This window comes from Lacticaseibacillus nasuensis JCM 17158, from assembly GCF_001434705.1.
Lineage (GTDB): Bacteria > Bacillota > Bacilli > Lactobacillales > Lactobacillaceae > Lacticaseibacillus > Lacticaseibacillus nasuensis.
The window spans coordinates 1-15,413 of the sequence record NZ_AZDJ01000032.1 but is presented as its reverse complement, the minus strand read 5'-3'; the positions used below and the strand labels follow the sequence as shown (position 1 = coordinate 15,413).

General features: G+C 60.0%; 17 protein-coding genes. 11 read left to right on the top strand and 6 right to left on the bottom strand.

The genetic code is table 11. The features are described from left to right. Nucleotides 1-47: 47 nt before the first annotated feature. Nucleotides 48-2,633 carry a transglycosylase domain-containing protein gene (locus FD02_RS09360; protein ID WP_056951930.1) on the bottom strand — a complete coding sequence of 862 codons (2,586 nt, stop codon included), beginning with the start codon at nt 2,631-2,633 and terminating at the stop codon, nt 48-50. A gap of 98 nt (nt 2,634-2,731) precedes the next feature. Here FD02_RS09360 and FD02_RS09355 point away from each other — a divergent pair, with 98 nt between their 5' ends. Then, nucleotides 2,732-3,421: a YjjG family noncanonical pyrimidine nucleotidase gene (locus FD02_RS09355; protein ID WP_056951928.1), complete on the top strand. Its 690-nt coding sequence runs from the start codon at nt 2,732-2,734 to the stop codon at nt 3,419-3,421. Here the strand turns inward: FD02_RS09355 and FD02_RS09350 are convergent. Both FD02_RS09350 and pepV read right to left on the bottom strand, forming a co-directional pair. Then, entirely contained in the window at nt 3,418-4,170 is a 753-nt protein-coding gene (locus FD02_RS09350; RefSeq protein WP_056951927.1) for a biotin--[acetyl-CoA-carboxylase] ligase, read from the bottom strand. The genes FD02_RS09355 and FD02_RS09350 overlap by 4 nt on opposite strands. Continuing rightward, complete coding sequence (gene pepV, locus FD02_RS09345) at nt 4,167-5,570, bottom strand: dipeptidase PepV (RefSeq protein WP_056951925.1); 1,404 nt, start codon at nt 5,568-5,570, stop codon at nt 4,167-4,169. The genes FD02_RS09350 and pepV overlap by 4 nt, the downstream gene beginning before the upstream one ends. Before the next feature lie 100 nt (nt 5,571-5,670). Between pepV and FD02_RS09340 the strand changes: the two genes are divergently transcribed. From FD02_RS09340 to FD02_RS09305, 8 genes are read left to right on the top strand one after another with little or no spacing between them, the layout of a single operon-like run. Then, complete coding sequence (locus FD02_RS09340) at nt 5,671-5,991, top strand: hypothetical protein (protein WP_056951922.1); 321 nt, start codon at nt 5,671-5,673, stop codon at nt 5,989-5,991. Next, nucleotides 5,957-7,045, top strand: coding sequence for a YibE/F family protein (locus FD02_RS09335; RefSeq protein ID WP_056951921.1), 1,089 nt, complete (start codon nt 5,957-5,959; stop codon nt 7,043-7,045). The genes FD02_RS09340 and FD02_RS09335 overlap by 35 nt, the downstream gene beginning before the upstream one ends. After that, nucleotides 7,042-7,761 carry a YibE/F family protein gene (locus tag FD02_RS11390; RefSeq protein WP_054723384.1) on the top strand — a complete coding sequence of 240 codons (720 nt, stop codon included), beginning with the start codon at nt 7,042-7,044 and terminating at the stop codon, nt 7,759-7,761. Before FD02_RS09335 ends, FD02_RS11390 begins: the two co-directional genes overlap by 4 nt. Continuing rightward, nucleotides 7,762-8,364: a metallophosphoesterase gene (locus FD02_RS11385; protein WP_054723383.1), complete on the top strand. Its 603-nt coding sequence runs from the start codon at nt 7,762-7,764 to the stop codon at nt 8,362-8,364. A gap of 1 nt (nt 8,365) precedes the next feature. Continuing rightward, on the top strand, nt 8,366-9,736 hold the full coding sequence (locus tag FD02_RS09320) for a bifunctional metallophosphatase/5'-nucleotidase (protein WP_054723382.1): 1,371 nt from the start codon (nt 8,366-8,368) through the stop codon (nt 9,734-9,736). A gap of 33 nt (nt 9,737-9,769) precedes the next feature. Beyond that, nucleotides 9,770-10,294 (top strand): YutD family protein, encoded by a 525-nt coding sequence (locus FD02_RS09315; protein ID WP_056951920.1) that lies wholly within the window; start codon nt 9,770-9,772, stop codon nt 10,292-10,294. 3 nt (nt 10,295-10,297) lie between these two features. Further along, complete coding sequence (locus tag FD02_RS09310; RefSeq protein WP_054723380.1) at nt 10,298-11,074, top strand: TIGR01457 family HAD-type hydrolase; 777 nt, start codon at nt 10,298-10,300, stop codon at nt 11,072-11,074. Continuing rightward, complete coding sequence (locus tag FD02_RS09305) at nt 11,074-11,709, top strand: TIGR01906 family membrane protein (protein ID WP_054723379.1); 636 nt, start codon at nt 11,074-11,076, stop codon at nt 11,707-11,709. The genes FD02_RS09310 and FD02_RS09305 overlap by 1 nt, the downstream gene beginning before the upstream one ends. A 22-nt stretch (nt 11,710-11,731) precedes the next feature. Here the strand turns inward: FD02_RS09305 and FD02_RS09300 are convergent, their stop codons facing one another. The 3 genes from FD02_RS09300 to FD02_RS09290 all read right to left on the bottom strand — a co-directional run bounded on the left by FD02_RS09300 (nt 11,732) and on the right by FD02_RS09290 (nt 13,950). Then, nucleotides 11,732-12,385 carry a VTT domain-containing protein gene (locus tag FD02_RS09300; RefSeq protein ID WP_056951918.1) on the bottom strand — a complete coding sequence of 218 codons (654 nt, stop codon included), beginning with the start codon at nt 12,383-12,385 and terminating at the stop codon, nt 11,732-11,734. A gap of 71 nt (nt 12,386-12,456) precedes the next feature. After that, nucleotides 12,457-12,960, bottom strand: coding sequence for a phosphatidylglycerophosphatase A family protein (locus FD02_RS09295; RefSeq protein ID WP_056951916.1), 504 nt, complete (start codon nt 12,958-12,960; stop codon nt 12,457-12,459). Between the two features lie 9 nt (nt 12,961-12,969). Continuing rightward, nucleotides 12,970-13,950, bottom strand: a complete 981-nt coding sequence (locus FD02_RS09290) for an NAD(P)/FAD-dependent oxidoreductase (RefSeq protein ID WP_235806709.1) — start codon at nt 13,948-13,950, stop codon at nt 12,970-12,972. 124 nt (nt 13,951-14,074) lie between these two features. Here FD02_RS09290 and FD02_RS09285 point away from each other — a divergent pair, with 124 nt between their 5' ends. Together FD02_RS09285 and FD02_RS09280 are read left to right on the top strand one after the other, a co-directional pair. Continuing rightward, nucleotides 14,075-14,662, top strand: coding sequence for a peptidylprolyl isomerase (locus FD02_RS09285; protein WP_056951911.1), 588 nt, complete (start codon nt 14,075-14,077; stop codon nt 14,660-14,662). Between the two features lie 2 nt (nt 14,663-14,664). Continuing rightward, nucleotides 14,665-15,030, top strand: coding sequence for a CvfD/Ygs/GSP13 family RNA-binding post-transcriptional regulator (locus FD02_RS09280; protein ID WP_056952204.1), 366 nt, complete (start codon nt 14,665-14,667; stop codon nt 15,028-15,030). Nucleotides 15,031-15,413: the final 383 nt, after the last annotated feature.

The window sequence follows — 15,413 nt, the reverse complement described above, 5'->3', positions numbered from 1 at the left end:
AAAATAATCCCGGTTCGCAGGCATTGCTTGCGAACCGGGATTTTTTTTTAGCGGCGAGCACTTGATGCTTTACTGCTGGCCTTGCTGCTAGTGGCCTTCTTGCTACTGCTCGAGGCTTTGCGGCTGCTGGTGCTGGCCGCCGGCTTGGTGGTGCGTTTGGTGGTTTTGGGGTTGCTGATAATCGTCGTCGACTTTGGCGTCGAGTTGACGCCGGTGGTGACGCGACCGTAGCCGTTGCGCACGCCGCCGAAGTTGTACCAGAACAACGCGTAGTTGTCGGCGGAGCCGCCGATGCCGAACTTGGCCTTGCTGGCGCCTGGTTCCCAGTCGTTGTACAGGCTGGTCAGCGTTTCGTTGCCGACGTGATAGGTGCGGTTGTTGGCCAGCACCGTGCCGATTTTCTCCCCGGTTTTGGCGTTGACCTTGACGGTTTTCACCGTGCTTGGCTTGGCCATGGTCTTGGTGAGCGCAAACTGGTTGGGAATCTTGCGGTACACGGCGTTGGCGACCTTGGCCCAAAACGTCATGTTCAGGCTCGACGCGCTTTCCGATAACAGGTGGGCGCTGCCGTTGTTATTGTCGTAGCCGATCCAACTGGTCAGCGTCATCCCCGGCGTGGAACCGGAGAACCAAATGTCCTTGAAGTCGTTACTGGTCCCGGTTTTGCCAATCAAGGTATTGGTGGAAAAACTCAGCTGATTCTTGAGCTGAGTGGCGGTCCCGGTGTTGACGACTTCGTGCATCATTTGCTGCATGATGTAAGCCGTGGCCTTGCTGAAGACCGTCGTCGGGGCGGCCTTGTGTTGATAGACGACGTTGCCCATCGGATCGACAATTTTGTCGATGACGTATGGGGCCACATAGGTGCCGCCGCGCCAGAAGGTGGCGTAAGCGGCGGCCTCGTCCTCCACGGTCAGCCCGTAGTCGGTACCACCTAGCGCGATGCCGAGTTGGGAATAGTCGTGGTCGGTAAGGGTGGTCAGGCCCATTTTTTCCATGTAAGTCTTCGGGTTGGTTTTCTTGCGCAACGCGTTGTACAGCTCGACGGCCGGCACGTTATACGATTGCGCCAACGCCGTGGTCGCCGGCACGAACTTGTTTTGCAAGGTGGTGCCGTAGTCCGTGACGCGATAATTCCCGAAGTCGTTGGCAAAATCGGCCAGCATGGTTTGCGACCCAATCAGTTTGTTCTCCACCGCCGGGCCGTAAACGAGCAAGGGCTTGATGGAGGACCCCGGCGAGCGGGTGGTGTAAACGTGATTCAACTGGCCCGAGACGCCGCCGATAAAGCCGATGACGGCGCCAGAATTATTGTCGAGGAGCAGCGAGCCGTTTTGCACCGGCTCGCTGATGGTGGTGCGCCGGCCGGTTTTGGCATCGATTTGCGTCGTGCGGTAGGTGTAGCCGAGGCTGCCGGCATTGGCCTTGGCGACTTGTTGCATCGTGTCGTAAATCGGTTTGTTGATGGTGCTGTGAACCTTGTACCCCTTGGTGGACAGCATCGTTTTGGCTTGCTCGAGGTACTGGTTGGCCAGGCTGGTATTTTTTTGGATCGCCGCTTGGCTGTGGCCGTCATCTTTGGCCAGCTTTTGCGCCAAGACGGTTTCGGCTTCGCCTTGGACCATGGTGTAGACATAATTGCCCGTGGTGGTGTCCTTGGCCGTGGATTGCGGGAGAAAATCTTTTTTGATGTCGAATTTCTTGGCGGCTTGATATTGCTTGTTGGTAATCATCCCCGCGCGGTACATCCGAAACAGCACCGTTTTTTGCCGGCCGATGCCGAGCGCCACCTGGTCATCGGCCTTCAACGCCCCGGTGATGGTGTAGGGCGTGTACACCGACGGGCTTTGCGGCAAGCCGGCGATGTACGCGGCCTCGGCGAGGTTGAGCTGCTTGGCGGATTTACCAAAAATCCCCTCGGCGGCGGTTTGCACCCCGGCGATGTTTTGGCCCTTGTTGTTGCGGCCAAGCGTGGCGATGTTGAGGTAGGCCTCGAGAATCTGGTCCTTTGAGAAGAAGTGATTCAAGCGTAAGGCGTACATGATCTCGACGACCTTGCGCTTAAACGTGGTTTCCGAGCTGAGAAATTGCAGCTTCACGACTTGCTGCGTCAGCGTGGAGCCGCCGGTTTGGCTGCCGACGCCGGTCAAGGCGGAAATCACCGCGCGCAACACCGACTTGGGCACCACGCCGTCGTGATGATAGAAATCCTCGTCTTCGGTGGCAACGATGGCCTGCTTGAGGTACGGCGAAATATCGGCAAGCGGCACCTTGTCGCGCATCAAGTCGCTTTTGATGTTGCCCAGCATCACGTTATTGGCATAATACAGCGTGGTGGTGGAATCCACATCGCCAAGGGTTTGCGTCATCTTTTGCTGCGTCGGCACCGGCGTGTGGTCCACGATGGCGGCAAAGTAGCCGCCCAGCATGCCCACGCCAAACACCAGGCCGATGCCGATCGTTGCAATGACGTAATACGCCAACGACTTCACCACTTGCAAGGTGATGTCGGCGTAGAGCCGCCAGGTTTTGCCCGACAGTGGCGGCAAGGCCTCTGGCGAGCGCTGTGTTAGTTTGTGGTTGAGGCGCGCGAGCCACGCGTGGCTCCTGCGCTTTTTGTGTCCCGTGTTCACGTCAACGCCACCTTTTTACCGAATATTGGCCTATTATACCTTAAAAATCGTGCGCTTGCCCGGCCGGTCTGGTAGGGTAGGCTCAACGGAGGTGCGCCATGTATCAAACGCTATTATTTGACATTGATGACACGATTTTAGACTTTGAAGCCGGCGAATTGCGCTCGTTGACCACCGCGCTGACGGATTATCACCTGCCGACGACGCCGGCGGTGATTGCCGCCTACCTCAAGTTGAATGCGTTCCTGTGGACCGAATACGAGGCCGGCCGCATCAGCCGCGAGCAGATCTTTGCCCGGCGCTTCACCGAGTTGTTCGCGCAGTTTCACCTAGCCGCCGACGGGCTGGCCGTCGAACACCACTACCACCGGCTTTTAGATCAAGAGGCGGTGGTGGCGCGCCACGCCGCGGACACGTTGGCGGCTTTAGGCGATTACCGGCTGTACATCGTCAGCAACGGCATCGAGGCCGTGCAACAGGCGCGGCTGACCAAGGCTGGCTTGATCGACCAGTTTAGCGACCTATTCGTCTCCGACGCGATCGGGGTGCCTAAGCCCAGCGTGGCCTTTTTTGATTATGTGGCCAAGCACATTCCCGATTACGACGCGACCACGACGCTGATCATGGGCGATTCGCTGACGTCGGATATCCAAGGCGGCGTGAATGCTGGTCTCGACACGATTTGGTACAATCCGCGCTTTAAGCCCAACCGCAGTCACCTCGTGCCGACGTATCAGCTGAGCGACTGGGCCGACTTGCCGCAACTGCTGGCCGGCGCGGTGAGTTAGGCTGGCGCGATTCGCCGCAAGGAACCGGTGGTGACAGTCATGGTGCCGGTGGCCGTTTGCAGCTGTAAGCCACCGGTCGCGGTGAAGCCAATCAAGGTGCCTTCGATCGGCGTGCGGCCAGGCTGCACGCGCACGCGTTGGTTGAGCCAGGCGGCGTGGCGACGGTAGTGCGGCATGATGGTGGCGGGCTGGGCCTGCAAGTTTGCCAGCTCGGTCAGCCACGCCGCTACCAGCGCCGTGGCCACCGTGGCGGCGGGTTGGCGCGGGAATAAGCCGCCCACCGGCACCGCGTCGGCGGGCGGCACATTGGCCGGCGCGACGAGGTTGACGCCGCAGCCGATTAAATCTCGGGCTTGCCCGTGCCCAGCGACGCGGGTGGCGAGAATCCCGCAGACTTTGCGGTCAGCGACTAAGACGTCGTTGACCCATTTTAATGTGGGCTGCAGGCCCGTCACCTGGTGAATGGCGCGTTGCATCGCCACCCCGGCCGCCGGCGTCAGCAACGGGCTGGCCCAGGCCGGGAGCGCCAGCGTAAAATACACCCCGCCGGCCGGGCTCACGAAGCCGTGGCCGTGGCGCCCAATCCCGGCGGTTTGTTGATCCGCCACCACTAGGCGCGGCACGGTGGCCCCGGCCGCGACTTGCTCAGCCACGACTTGTTGCGTCGAGCTGGTGGTGGACAGGCTGTGAATGACGAGGTTCGGCCAAGTGGTGGCGACGGCTTGGCGCAGCGCAACGGCGTCGATCATTGCGCCAGCCGCGCAATGGCGTCGGCATAAATCGCGACGGCTTGGATCAAGGCGTTGATTGGCATGTATTCGTTGGCTTGATGCATGACGTTTTCCTGGCCGACGGGTTGGGCGCCGAACGCGACGCCGCGGGGGATGATGCGGCCGTATGTCCCGCCACCGATGACCTGCTCGTGGCCGGGCAGGCCGGTTTGGTCCGTGTAGGTTTGCAGAAGGGTTTGCACCAGCGGGTCGCTGGCGGCGACGTAATGCGGGCCCTGCGCATGGCCGGCCACGGCGACGGTGACGTGCTCGGCGCCGAGCGTGGTTTCGATTTGGTCGCGAATCGTGGCCGCATCGGTGCCTTGCGGGTAGCGCACATTAATGGCAATGGTTTGCGGGCCATCCGGCGTGTAGCTGAAGAGATCGGGGCTGGCGGTGAGCTCGCCCATGACCTTGTCGGTATAAGCGATGCCAAGCTGGTGGCCGCGGGAGTCGTTGTGCAAATAAGTGGCAATGGCGTGAAGGTACTGCGCCCCGGCGGCATCAAAGGCGTAAGTCGTCAGGAATGTGGCCAGATACGTGGCGGCGTTGACGCCGGCCTTAGGTTCTAGCGCATGCGCGCCTTTGCCTGTCAGCGTCACGGTTACCGTGTCCGTGGCCGTTGACGTGAGGCTGGCGGTGACGCCGTTAGCCGCGGCAAATTCGCCGAGTGCTTTGGCAAAATCGGCTGGCAAGGCCCCGCGCATCGTGGCCGTTGCGCTTTCTGGGACCATGTTGACTCGCAACCCGGCTGAAAAGCCCGTGAGCACCAGCGGCGCTGGGGTCAGTTGGGGCTGATGGAACGTTAGCGCAAAAGTGGCGATGCCTTTTTCCCCATTAATAATGGGAAACTCCGCGTCAGGGGAGAAGCCGTAATCCGGCGTCGGCTCGGTGGTGAGGTAGCGGTTGATGCCCACCCACTCGGATTCCTCGTCGGTGCCGACAATCAGGTGCACGCGTTGGTGCAGCGTTACCCCTTGGTCGTGCAAGAGGCGCAAGGCGTAATACGCCGCCAACAGCGGGCCCTTGTCGTCGGCGGTGCCGCGGCCATAGACGCGGCCATTGGCAATTGTCGTGGTGAAGGGGTCGCTGGTCCAGCCGCTGCCGGCCGGGACGACGTCGACGTGACCGAAGATGCCCAAGATGGTGTCGCCTTGGCCGGCCTCGATTCTGCCGGCAACGTGGTCGATATTGGCGGTGGTGAAGCCGTCGCGTTCGGCAAAGCCGAGCATTGTGGCCAAGGCCTGCGCCGGGCCGGGACCTAGTGGCGCAGCCGGCGTCGCGTGGGCGACGTCGCGGGTAGAGTCGACTGCGACTAGCGTGGCCAGGTCGGTGAGTAAGTCCGCTTGATACTGTTCTGCAAGGTGTTGGTAATCCATGATTTCTCCGCCTTTCTCGTTTCCCTTACCATAGCATATTAAGCAGGCTTCGGCATCGGCGCAGACGTGATAGAATGGGGATACAACCTCAAAAGGAGCGATGAGTGTGAATACGGAGCCACAAACCTTTGATTTGATTCAAGAAATTACGCTCAACGACGGCACGCGCTACAACGAACTCGGCAATGTCTTGATGAACGGCCGGGCGGAAAAAGCCGCGCTAACCGGGCTGATTCGCCAGGTGCGCATCTTACAAATGAACATTCCCCACAGTAACGCCGTGCGGACCTACGAAGACTACATCAACGCGCATTACCAGACCCCGCCGGCCAACTTGACCGAGTGGACCGTTTGGGACAAACCGGCAGGACCGATTAAGGCAGCCTATGACGAAATCATGCAGCAAAACCACGTGGGTTAACTGGGGCCGCTGGCTGTTGCCACTGGTCGCCTTTGCCGTCGTGTTCGCCTTGGCGCGATTTTCGGCGCCGTTGTACCACGCCCCAATCGTGCAGGTGACGGCGCTGACCAGCAGCCACCGCCAGGCGGTGGTCGATAACTTCGGCAATCACGACGTCACGGTGACGCAGCACGTGACGGCGCGGTGGTTAAACACCAAGCGGCGTGGCCAGCACGTGCAGCTGACGAATCAATATACGAAAAGCGGGGCCGTCGATAGTCCCGTCGCCAAGGGTCAGCAACTCTTTGTGACCCATGGCAGTCGCACCTGGCAGGTGAGTGACCACAAGCGTGACGGGGTGGTGTTGGGGCTGTTTGCCATGACCTTAACGCTGTTGCTGCTGGTGATGCGCCGGCGCTTTTGGCTGACTGCCGCCAGCATCGGGCTGAACACCTTGCTGTTTTGGGCGGCGCTGCACATCGAAGTGGCCAGTCACCAAGAGCTGGCCTTCGTGCTGTTTGCTGCGCTGGCGGTGGCCTTTACCGTGGCCACCACGTTGTTCATCACCCGCTGGACCTGGCTGACGGTGGTGGTGAGCACTTCGACGATTCTCGCCACGGCAGCGGCGGTGCTGATTGGCTATACGGTATTTGCCGCAACTGGTTATCGCGGTATTCACCTCGAAACGGTGAAATACGTGACGCAGGCGCCGCAGCTGTTGTTCTTCGTGCAGGTGATCATCGGCTCGCTGGGGGCGGTGATGGATGAATGCGCCGACATTGCCGTGGCCTTGTTTCAGCTGCCTGGCCCGGCGCGGGCCCGGTTTAACGCCGGCTTGTCGATCGGCCGCAACGTGATGGGGCCACTGATCGCCGTGTTGTTCATGCTGTTTATTGCCGAAACCCTCACCGAGGCGGTGTTGTGGCTGCGCAACGGCAACGCCATCAGCACCACGGTGGCCTGGGTGATGGGGCTAGGTTTTGCCCAATCGCTGGTCAGCGCCTTTGGCATCGTCTTGGCCGTCCCGCTGACGAGTGGCTTGGCTGCTTGGTTAGCCAAGGAGGTGCGGGCATGAACGCAATTTTCTTACTCGGCCTCGTGTTGTTGGGGCTGATGCTGCTGGTGGGCGGCGCGCAAGGGATTAGCAATTTCTTGGCGCTGCTGGCCAACACCTTGTTGATGATCTTGGCGGTGATCCTCATGGCCGGCGGGTTTGCACCGGTCGGGGTGGCGGTCGTGATCGGCTTGTTGGTGCTGGCGGTGACGATTTTCATGAGCACGAGTCACGTGCAGGTGGCGACCACGGCTTTTGTCGCGGCACTGTTGGTCATGGCCGGTGTCGTGGTGCTGGTGGTTGGCGGCACGTGGCTGAGCCATACGGCCGGGTTCGGGCCGGAAGACGCCGAGGAGCTGGAAGGCTACTCGCTAGCCATCGGCGTGAACTTTGAGCAAATCGCCATGGCCAGTGGGCTGCTCGGGACGCTCGGCGCGATTGCCGAGGCGGCGTGTGCGGTGGCCGCAGACGTCGGCGAGCTCGGTGCTGCCGCGACCCCGGCTGCGCTGCGTGCAGTGCAGGAAACCATCATCGGCACGGCCTTAAACACGTTATTCTTCGGCTTTTTCGGTGGGTTCTCGGCGCTATTCATCTGGTTTACGCAGCTACATTACCCTTGGTTGCAGGTGCTGAATGACCAGCTATTTGTGGGCGAGCTGATTCAGGTGTTGTTTGCCGTGATTGCGGTGGCATTAACGGTGCCGATCACGATTTGGGTCGCCAAGCGGAGGGCGTAAGTGAATTATTTTATTGCGGATACACATTTCTTTCATGCCGACTTGCTCGGCGACAACGACTTTGCGCCGCGGCCGTTTGCGACGGTGGCGGCGATGAACCAGGCGATGATCACGGCGTGGAACGACCGGGTGGACGACAACGATGTGGTGTATCACCTGGGCGACATCGCGATGAATCCCGGGGACATGCCTAGCGAAGAGGCGGTGTTGGCCATTTTGAGTCAGCTCGCCGGGCGGATTGTCTTCATTAAGGGCAACCACGACTATCAGGCGCGCTTCAAGTACCTGGCGCACCACGATCCGGGCTGGCATGGCCAGGCCAAATTCAGCTTCCACACCGTCGGGACCATCATTAAAGACGACCACACGCAATTCATCATGACGCATTACCCGCTGTTGTTGGGCATCACGCACCAAACCTTGAACCTGCACGGGCACATTCATCACAGCAGCGTGCCGATCGCCGAAAATCTCAATGTCGGCGTCGATGCGCCGGAACGCGCACTATTGGCGCACCCGCTGCCTTGGGGGGCGCCGCTCGCCGCCGCCGAGATTCACGAGCTGTACGCCGCCAAGCAGCAAGCGCTGCAACAGGAGAAGTAAGATGCCAAGGTTGACGATTATTCATACCAACGATTTGCATTCCCACTTTGAACACTGGCCAAAACTCAGCCGCTATATCGCCACCACCCGCGCGGCCGCCTTGGCGCGCGGCGAAGGCGTGTTGGTGGTCGATGACGGCGACGCAATGGACCGCGTGCACCCGCTGTCTGAGGCCACGGATGGGCAGGCCAACGTCGACTTGTTCAACGCGGCTGGCTACGACGCGGCGACGATTGGCAACAACGAAGGCATCGGCAACCCCCACGATACCCTGGCCCACCTGTATGATCACGCCACTTTTCCCGTGGCCTTGGCCAATTTGTTTGAAGCCGATGGCACGCGGCCGGTGTTTGCCAAGCCGGTGGTGTATCGGACGGTGGCGGGCATTCGCGTGGCCATCATCGGCTTTACCGCGCCGTATTTTGACTCGTATCGGCCGAATGGTTGGTCCGTGCGGCCAGTGGCGGATATTTTGCCGGGGTTGCTCGCCGACATTCGCGGCAGCTATGATGTGCTGGTGGTGCTGTCTCACCTCGGCTTGCCGACCGACCGTTACTTAGCCACGCATTATCCGCAACTCGATGTGATCATCGGCGGGCACACGCACCACTTGTTACCCACCGGCGAAACCGATCAGCACACACTTTTGGCCGCGGCGGGCAAATACGGCGAACACGTCGGCGTGGTCACAGTGGATGTGGCTGCCCACGCGGTGACGGCAATGCGCGCCGCCACGGTGGCGGTGGCGGACTTGCCGGAGGAAGCCGAGGATGCCGCGACCATTGCCGGCTATCAGGCGCGCGGTACGGCGTTGTTGGCTGCCGAGCCGGTGGCGGACTTGCCGCAGGCGCTGACCATCGACAACGACGGGCCATCGCCGCTATTGACCGCCGGGCTGGCCGCGATTGCCGCTGGTGGCCACACGGATTTAGCGGCGTTAAACGCGGGCTTGTTTCTCGGCGACCTGCCGGCAGGAGTGGTGACCAAGGCCGATTTGCACCGCGTATTGCCGCACCCGATGCACCTCATGGTCACGACCTTGCCTGGCACCGAGTTGTGGCGGCTCGTGATGGAAATGGAAAAAAACAAGGGCTTCTTGCGTCACTTCCACTTCACGGGGATGAGTTTTCGCGGCAAGCAGTTTGGCTGGTTGGACTATCGGGGGTTAACCGTGGCGAACAATCGCGACGTGTATGTCGATGGTGAGCCGCTGGTGCCGAACCGCTTGTATCGGCTGACCAGCTTGGATCACTACTTGTTCCTGCCGTTTTTCCCGACGCTGGAGATCGTCGGCGACAATGAGCTCCTGTTTCCGGACTTTCTGCGGACGGTGGTTGGCCGGTGGCTGGCGGCGCAGTATCCGCTAAAGTGATATACTGACAATATTTTCTGAAAGGACGATTCGATGACCAAGTTAAGTGAGCAGGTAACCGCGGCGGTGGCGCCGAATGCGGACAGCCGCGTCAAGCAGCTCGACGCCACGACGCTGACCATTGATGGCGCGCGCTACGCGGTGGTGACCAATTTTCATGATGCGTATGACCAAACCCGCTTGGCGGAGCGCTACAACGACATCCTGAGTAAATACGACTACATCGTCGGCGACTGGGGGTATGACCAGCTGCGCCTGCGCGGGTTTTACGCCACGGGCAACCGGCGCGCCAGCCGCGACCAAACCATCGACACGTTGCAGGATTACCTCTATGAATACTGCAACTTTGGCTGCGCGTATTTTGTCTTGCAGCGGCTTGACGCGCCCACCCCGCGGCCGAAACGTAATGCCAAGCCCAGCGGTCGGCGCAAGCCGGCGCCGTATCGCGAAACGCGGGTGACGGCGGTGCAGTTAGACGGCAAACAAGCCGCCACGGCGCCGACGAGTCGCGCGCACGGCCGGCGGTTTCAGATTCGAACGCGTCATGACAAGGAGTAGGGTTTGAGTTATTCAGGATATTTGATTGATTTAGATGGCACCATGTACCGCGGCAAGGAACGGATCCCGGCGGCCAAGGACTTCATCGAGCGGCTGCAGGCCAAGCACATTCCGTTCATGTTCTTGACGAATAACACCACCCAGGCGCCGGAAACGGTGTGCCGCAACCTGGCGGATAATCACGACATTCACGCCACCCCTGACCAGGTGTACTCGCCGGCGTTGGCGACGGCGGCGTGGATCCAAAGCCAACACGGCGGGGATGCCAACGGCCACAGCGTGTATGCCATCGGCGAGCTGGGGCTCAAGCAGGCCTTGCTCGACGTGGGCTTGAAGTTCAACGAGTTTGATCCCGAGTACGTGGTGGTGGGGCTGGATTATGACGTCACCTACCACAAGTTTGAACTCGCCACTTTGGCGATTCAACGCGGGGCGCGCTTCATCGGCACCAACGAAGACACGAACCTGCCCAACGAGCGCGGCCACGTGCCCGGTGCCGGCTCCGTCATTGCCTTGGTCGAGCGCGCCACGCAGCAGCGCGCCACCTACATCGGCAAACCGCAAGCTATCATCATGGACCAGGCTTTGCGCAAAATGGGGCTGGCCCGCGATCAAGTGGTGATGGTCGGCGATAATTATCACACCGACATCATGGCCGGCATCAACGCCGGCATCGACACGCTACTGGTGTACACCGGGATCTCGACGCCGGCGGCCGTGGCCAAAGAGGCCGTGCCGCCGACTCATGAAGTCGCCAGCCTCAGCGACTGGGTGCTGTAATGGCGGCGCGGGGTCAGCGCTGGGCGCAGTGGCTGTGCGTCTGGTTGACCATCGTGGCTGGCGTCATTGCGCTGACCATCTTGGTGTCGTACCTGTTGTTTCCGTTGTTCATCCGGCTGGATAACCTGCGGGAAATCAGCGGGTTTTCTGCGCGCGTGTTGAACCGGAATTACCATCAGCTCATGGCCTATCTGCAGCTGCCCTGGGTGGCACCGCTACACATGAGCAATTTTCCGTCGAGTGCCAGCGGGGCTCATCATTTCGCCGACGTGAAGCGCCTGTTTCTGCTGGATTACGCCGTGTTCATCGTGACGGCGCCGGTGACTTGGCACTTCTTGGCTCAGCTGCGGCGCACCCGCCGGCGTTACTTGCTGGTGCGGCCGTTTGCCATCGCCATGCCGGTGCCGCTGATTCTCGGTGGCTTGATGGCCATCAACTTCAACGCGGTGTTCATCGCGTTTCACCACGTGTTGTTCCGCAATAACGACTGGTTGTTTGACCCGGCGGTTGATCCCATCATCAACGTGTTGCCGGAGGACTTTTTCCTGGTGTGCTTCGTGATTGCCTTGGTGGTGGCCGAGGCGCTGTTGGCCTGGGGCATTCACCTGGGTCGCCGGGACGCAAAAGGCGTGTGACTTGAGTCACACGCCTTTTCACTTACTCTTCTTCTGGTTGCGGGCGGCGCCTGGACCGCAGCGCGGTAATCAGGACCGGAATCAGGGAAATGGCGATGATGCCGAGCACCACGGCGGAGAAGTGGGCCTTGACGAACGGCACGTTGCCGAAGAAAAAGCCCAACACGCAACACAGCGACACCCACAGGAACCCGCCAATCAGGTTGTAGTGGATGAACTTGCCGTAGTGCATGTTGCTGCCGCCGGCGACAAACGGCGCGAATGTGCGCACCAGCGGCATGAACCGGGCGATGGCGATTGTTTTGCCACCGTGGCGGTTGAAAAAGTGTTCCGCGCTGGCGAGCTTGTCGCGGTTGATCTGCTTGGAGAACCAGCTGGTGTTGCTGGCGGCCAGGCCGAGGTGGCGGCCAATTTCATAATTGGCGGTGTCACCGATGACTGCCGCGGCGAAAAACAGGCCGTACAGTAGCCAGACGTTGAGGTGATACGCCGGGTTGGCTGCCAAGGCGCAGGCGGCAAACAGCAGCGAGTCACCAGGTAGAAACGGAAAGACGACGACGCCGGTTTCGATGAACACCATCACAAACAAAATCAGGTACGTCCAATTGCCGAATTGATTGACGATGGTCACCAGGTGCTCGTCGATGTGCAGAATAAAATCGATCAGTTGTGTCATGAGGCCCTCCCAAGTTATCCACCATTATACCGACACTCACGGCGGGTGAGGCGGAAAGTCGCATTAAGAAACTAGTAATTATCGTCTTCGAGCTCGGGATGGGCGTGGGCCAGGCGGCTGGCGGCCGCCGCGGCGATGGCCCCGACGATATCATCGAGGAAGGTGTGGATGATGCCCGGCTCATGGGCGTTGAGCTTGGCCAGAATCCCCGGCTTCACCCGGTCGATGTAGCCGTAGTTGGTAAAGCCGATGGAGCCGTACACGTTGACGATGGCAAACGCCAAGATCTCATCCACGCCATAGAGGCCTTCGTCTTCGGCGATGATGTTTTGCAGCGGCGGCTCCAAGCTGCCGGCTTCAGCCGCTTTGTCCAAGGCGATGCCGGTCATCACCGCGTTTTGCACCTCGCGCTTGCGCAACACAATCCGCACGCTTTCTTCAGCGGTCGCCTCGTCCAAGCCGGGAATAAATTTGGCTTGTAAAAACAGCACCAACTCAGCGATGGCCGGGATGCTTACGCCGCGTTCAGTGAGCAAGGCGAGTGTGTGTTGTTCGAGTTTTGCTTCATTGGTCATGGTGTCCTCCTAATGATACAGTTGCGTGCTGTGCAAGGGCTGGCGGCGGTCGGGATGCAGGCGCAACAAGGCGGCGTTCACCGCAGTCGGCGCCTCGCCGAAGCCGCTGGCGATCAGCTTGAGCTTGCCGGGATAGGTCACCGCGTCGCCGATGGCATAAATCCCCGGGCGGCTAGTGGCCATGGTGGAGTCAACCACCACTTCGTTGCGCGTTAAGGCGACGCCCCAATTCTGCAGCTGGGTATTGGCGCTGACAAACCCGTAATTCACCAACAGCCGATCGACACTTAGCGTCGGGTGCGCGGTGCCGCGCACCTCAGCCAGTTGGAGATTGAGTCGGGCGTCTTGCTGTTGCACGCCGGCAATTAAGTAAGGCGTGTGCAGCTGGGCCTCGGTCTCGGCCAAAGCGGCAACGCTTGATTCCAACCCGCGGAACTGGTTGCGGCGGTGGATGAGGTGCACCGACTTAGCCACCGGCGCCAAGGCCAGCGCCCAGTCGATGGCGGAATCGCCGCCGCCGGCAATGGCGACGTCTAATCCGGCCAAGTCGTGCGGGTCGCGAATGTTGTACAGCACCGACTGGCCGTCTAAGGCGTGATCGTAATCGACCGCCAGGGGCCGCGGGGTAAAGGCGCCGCCACCGCTAGCAATAATGACACTGGCGGTGTGAAAATCGCCGGCCGTCGTTTTTAAGGTGAAGCCGGGGTGGGCGTCTTCGATTGCGGTGACCGTCGCGCCGGTGACGACCGTCGGGTTGAAGTGGTCGAGCTGCGCGTGCAGCTGGTCGGTCAGCCCCGCGCCGGTGATGCTCGGGTAGCCGCCAATGTCGTAGATTGTTTTGGCTGGATAGAGGTTGGCGGGTTGGCCGCCGACTTCGCCGAGGCTTTCGAGGACCAAGGTATCGGCGGTGTGCAACCCGGCGTAAAAGGCCGCGAACATGCCGACTGGGCCGGCGCCAATCAGCGCGATTTCATATTGATGGGTTTCCATGTTTGTCATCCTTATCTTCATTACAGTATCAGCATTACCCTAACATTAAATTTGCCGGCAACCAAGTGGAGTAGCAAAACCGAAGCGCGTCAGCTACAATACTCTTGAGTACAGGAGGACGAAGATGAATTATCCACAATTAAACCTAACCGAATTTGCCGGCCCGCAGGCAGTGATGACGACCAACCACGGGGCCATCACCTTGGCGCTATTCCCGGAAATTGCGCCGAAAGCCGTCGAGAACTTCATGAGCTTGGCCAAGCAAGGCTACTATAATGATGTCACGTTTCACCGGGTAATCACCGACTTCATGATTCAAGGCGGCGATCCCACCGGTACCGGGGCGGGTGGCGAAAGCATTTGGGGGACGCCATTTGCAGACGAGTTTAGCCTCGAGGCATTTAACCTGCGCGGCGCCTTGTCCATGGCCAACGCCGGCCCGAACACGAACGGCAGCCAGTTTTTCATCGTGACGAAAAAAAGCGCCGAACCTGGCATGGCGGCGCAGATGCAGGCGGCCGGCTACCCGCAGCCAATCATTGACGCCTATGCCAACGGCGGCACGCCGTGGCTCGATCATCGCCACACCGTGTTTGGCCACGTGTTAAGCGGCATGGCGGTCGTCGACGAAATTGAACAGGTGCCAACCAAGCAAGATCGCCCAGTCACGCCTGTCGTGATCGAGGGCATCAAGGTGGTGGCGGCACCGTGACGATTGATTATCGCGTGGGCGACATTATCGATGGCCGCGTCACCGGGATTCAGCCGTATGGGGTGTTTGTGTTGCTCGATGCCCACCAGCAAGGCCTGATTCATATCTCGGAATGCCAGCACGGCTACGTCGAGCGATTAAGCGATCACTTCAAGGTCGGTAGCACGATTCAGGTGATGGTGCTCGATATCGATGAGTACTCCAAAAAAATCAGCCTATCCGTGCGCGCGTTGTTGCCGGCGCCACCCATGGCCGCAGGACGGCAGCACAAGCATTACTGGACCAGCCGGCGGGATCGCACCGGGTTTACCCCGATTGCGGACCGGCTGCCCGGCTGGGTGGCAAGTCAACTCAAAGAACTGGATTAAGGACACGCGCCTCGCTGAGAGGTGCGTGTTTTGATTTTCACCCGAACGTGCAGACTTAATCCAGGCCGTGGGTTCGGCTTTTCACCGAAAATGATGCCGATTTTCCGATATTATCCGGCGGAAAGTTCGGGCCCCGTGAAACTTGGGCTTTTTCGCGTTTGGTGGTTGACGGCGGAGGCTTTTGGCTGGTAAGATATTTGGTGTTGTCAATGACACCAGCCGCGTCGTGATGCGGGATTAAGCGCATTAGTTACGGCGGTGAGCGAAAATGTTGTTGACTTTCAACGGTCGCAAAGATAGACTGTAAAAGTTGCCTTTGCGGCATCCGTAGTCCTTTGAAAACTGAACAAAGTTTCGTAAATGTGATAGGGCTTTTCGATTTA

Bases quoted from the DNA above. Each gene is read 5' to 3' on its own strand.
- FD02_RS09355 (WP_056951928.1), top strand. From the start codon at position 2,732: ATGTATCAAACGCTATTATTTGACATTGATGACACGATTTTAGACTTT.
- FD02_RS09350 (WP_056951927.1), bottom strand. From the start codon at position 4,170: ATGATCGACGCCGTTGCGCTGCGCCAAGCCGTCGCCACCACTTGGCCG.
- pepV (WP_056951925.1), bottom strand. From the start codon at position 5,570: ATGGATTACCAACACCTTGCAGAACAGTATCAAGCGGACTTACTCACC.
- FD02_RS09340 (WP_056951922.1), top strand. From the start codon at position 5,671: ATGAGTGTGAATACGGAGCCACAAACCTTTGATTTGATTCAAGAAATT.
- FD02_RS09335 (WP_056951921.1), top strand. From the start codon at position 5,957: ATGACGAAATCATGCAGCAAAACCACGTGGGTTAACTGGGGCCGCTGG.
- FD02_RS11390 (WP_054723384.1), top strand. From the start codon at position 7,042: ATGAACGCAATTTTCTTACTCGGCCTCGTGTTGTTGGGGCTGATGCTG.
- FD02_RS09320 (WP_054723382.1), top strand. From the start codon at position 8,366: ATGCCAAGGTTGACGATTATTCATACCAACGATTTGCATTCCCACTTT.
- FD02_RS09315 (WP_056951920.1), top strand. From the start codon at position 9,770: ATGACCAAGTTAAGTGAGCAGGTAACCGCGGCGGTGGCGCCGAATGCG.
- FD02_RS09305 (WP_054723379.1), top strand. From the start codon at position 11,074: ATGGCGGCGCGGGGTCAGCGCTGGGCGCAGTGGCTGTGCGTCTGGTTG.
- FD02_RS09300 (WP_056951918.1), bottom strand. From the start codon at position 12,385: ATGACACAACTGATCGATTTTATTCTGCACATCGACGAGCACCTGGTG.
- FD02_RS09295 (WP_056951916.1), bottom strand. From the start codon at position 12,960: ATGACCAATGAAGCAAAACTCGAACAACACACACTCGCCTTGCTCACT.
- FD02_RS09290 (WP_235806709.1), bottom strand. From the start codon at position 13,950: ATGGAAACCCATCAATATGAAATCGCGCTGATTGGCGCCGGCCCAGTC.
- FD02_RS09285 (WP_056951911.1), top strand. From the start codon at position 14,075: ATGAATTATCCACAATTAAACCTAACCGAATTTGCCGGCCCGCAGGCA.